Here is a 2,630-nt window from a genome sequence, read left to right on the forward strand (position 1 = left end):
GAGCGCCAATCGCCGACGGCAGGTGATGGCGCGATCGCCGCTCAGCGGTCGCCGATGGTGATCCACCCATCGCGTAGATGCCGTGCCTCAACGTCGTCGCGTGCGGTGCGCCGCTAGCACATCGGCATTTGCCAGGGTTTGCGCCCGAGCGGCCAGCGTCGATGCCCCGTTGGCATAGGCAATTGCTTCGGAAGCGTTGCTCGCTTCCTTGCCGTGCGCCGCTGCCAACTGCCGTTTGGCCTCTTCGAGTCGGGTCTGGGCCTCGGCGCCGATGCTCTCGCGATGCTTGGTCGCGTAGTCGGAGATTTGGCGCACTCTGGCCTCCGCGATGGACAACGCCTGCCCCAACGAACGAACGGGCCCTTTGATGTTCACCTGTCCATCGCCAGAGTCGACCCGCCGCGCGGCGTGCCTGCGGCGGCGCGCGCGATAGAGCAGGAGAGCCACCACGACGACGACCATGACGACGATGACGCCGATCGCGATCAGCAGCCAGATCCGCGTCGATGAGCTTGCCGATTTGTTCAACTCGTCAGCCGCAGCGACCGCAGCACCGCTCCAGTCTCTGGCGCCCACCGCCGGTTCAATTTGGTTGCTCCGCAGACTGTTTAGCTCGGCTGCGGTGAGGCCCTGCAGCTGTGGCGGCACGGTGAACGCGTACGACTTAGTGTTCGTGGCCACGGCCAGCAGCACGTCGTGGCCGCCCATCCCGCTGGCGCTGCGGGTTTGGTCGGCCCAGTTTTCGGGTTTGAACCTGGAGAAGTTGTCGACGTAGACCACCCACAGTTGAATGTGCCGATCGTGGTAAAGCCGGTCGATTGCCGACTTGACCGTCGCCCGACCGGAATCCGTCAACACCCCGGCACTGTCAGTGATGTGATCTGTGAGCTTGGACGGCGGTTGCGCGCCGGCGGGGGTTGCCAGTAGCAACCCCGCTATGAGGATCGTCAGGACTACACCGAACAGGCGAACAATGCGCATGCGGGTAATCTAGCCAGCCGCCAGTCGCGAGCCGCGGTCATGCACATGTGCCGTGGGGCGGGGTTTTGTGCTTCACCTCTCCATTTTACCGGTTTGACCTGCGGGAATCGGCTACTGGCGGGCCTTCGGCTCGGGTTTGTCGTACATATCTGCCTGTTACGGTTCGAACACCAGCAGCGGTTTGCCACCGTGTGCGGGAGCTTCGGCCAAATAGACGGCTTCGCCGAACTTCTCGACGGGGATCGGCTGGCCCTCCGGCACGCGCAGCGCGCCGCTCTCGGCGAGCTGAAGTGTCCGGTCGATCGCTGCGGCCATCCGATCCTCCGGGGTCTCGGTGAACCAGCGGAACAGCCAGAACCCCCGAACGGTCTTGGTTTCGTAAATCAGTGAGCGCGCGAAGATGGGGATGGTGAGTTTGTCTGGATCGGTTTGGCGGTGCGTGGACAGCGCACCGTATACGACCAGCTCACCGTGCGGTGCCAGCGCACGCGACACGTCGGCACCGACCTGACCGCTGACACAGTCGATCGCCTTGGACACGCCGTCGTGGCCGACTATGTCGGCCACCCGTTCGCGCAGGTCCTCATCCTCCGTGCAGATCACCGCGGTGCCCCCCAGCGCGAGGATGTCCTCGACAGCGGATCGACGGCGGACCACGTTGAGGGTCTTGAAGCCGACGTGCGCTCCGAGTTGGATGACCGACTGGCCCACGATTGAACCGGCCGCCGTCTGCAGGAGCCATTCACCCGGTCGGACATCGAGTTCATCACCGGTCAAGATCACGGCGGTGAGCGGATTGCTGAGAATCTGGGCCGCCGTGGAATTGCTCATGCCGGCGGGAACAGGCAAGACCCGCTCGGCATCGGCAACGACATACTCCTGCCAGGTGCCTGTGACCCCGATCGTGATGACGCGCTGCCCGACGGTCAGACCGTCTGCACCGCTACCGAGTTCGTCAATCACACCGACGGATTCGATTCCGGGCACGGTGGGGAACTCCGGGATGAATCCGTACCTGCCGCGGACGGTGTGAAGATCGCTGGCCTCGACTGGTGCAGCTGCCACCCGGATCCGGACCTGACCGGGACCGGGCTTCGGAATCGGGCGGGCCTGCAGGTGCAGGACCTCGGACGGTTCGCCGACCGTGTCGGCGACGACAGACCGCATGGTTGTCATCTTCCTGACGCTCCTTCGGATCCTGATCTCACAGCCTATTCGGTGTGGATAACGCCGGCCCGCGCCCTTTGAGGGCGAAGATTCGGATCAGCGCGGCCCTATTCCAGCCGTACTAGCTCTGATGCTGCCACCACGGCCGGGTTGTTGGGGTCTAGACCCTCGGCGCGGATCGCCTCACGCTCCGTGTCATCCGTGACGGGTAAGACGCGGCGGTCGGCGCTGCGGTTCGAGTTTGCTGGCGCGGCGGCGCGCCGGCACTCGCGCTCAGCAATGCTGCTAAAGTGCTGCCAAAACTGCTGCCCTGCACCGCCGTCGACGCCTACACAGTCGACCGCAACCGTGGAGAGTACTTCTTCGATCGCCTTGATCAGGACGGCCAGAACCTTCGAGTACCAACGTGCGATGCCTACGAAGCCGGTCGCAAAGTACAGCCCGGTCTGGCGGGAGCAACGCCAGGTCTCGCTATCGCCGAG

3 protein-coding genes are annotated in these 2,630 nt (G+C 64.4%); all 3 read right to left on the minus strand.

The annotated features are described in order from the left end of the window. Nucleotides 1-87 precede the first annotated feature (87 nt). Nucleotides 88-981, minus strand: coding sequence for a TPM domain-containing protein (locus ACLP4W_RS03165; RefSeq protein WP_442384048.1), 894 nt, complete (start codon nucleotides 979-981; stop codon nucleotides 88-90). 156 nt (nucleotides 982-1,137) lie between these two features. Next, nucleotides 1,138-2,157: a zinc-dependent alcohol dehydrogenase family protein gene (locus ACLP4W_RS03170; protein ID WP_442384050.1), complete on the minus strand. Its 1,020-nt coding sequence runs from the start codon at nucleotides 2,155-2,157 to the stop codon at nucleotides 1,138-1,140. Between the two features lie 98 nt (nucleotides 2,158-2,255). Further along, on the minus strand, nucleotides 2,256-2,630 hold a 375-nt coding region (locus ACLP4W_RS03175), incomplete at its 5' end, for a hypothetical protein (RefSeq protein ID WP_442384052.1).

The sequence above is a fragment of the Mycobacterium sp. genome, assembly GCF_052145595.1.
Taxonomy (GTDB): Bacteria; Actinomycetota; Actinomycetes; order Mycobacteriales; family Mycobacteriaceae; genus Mycobacterium.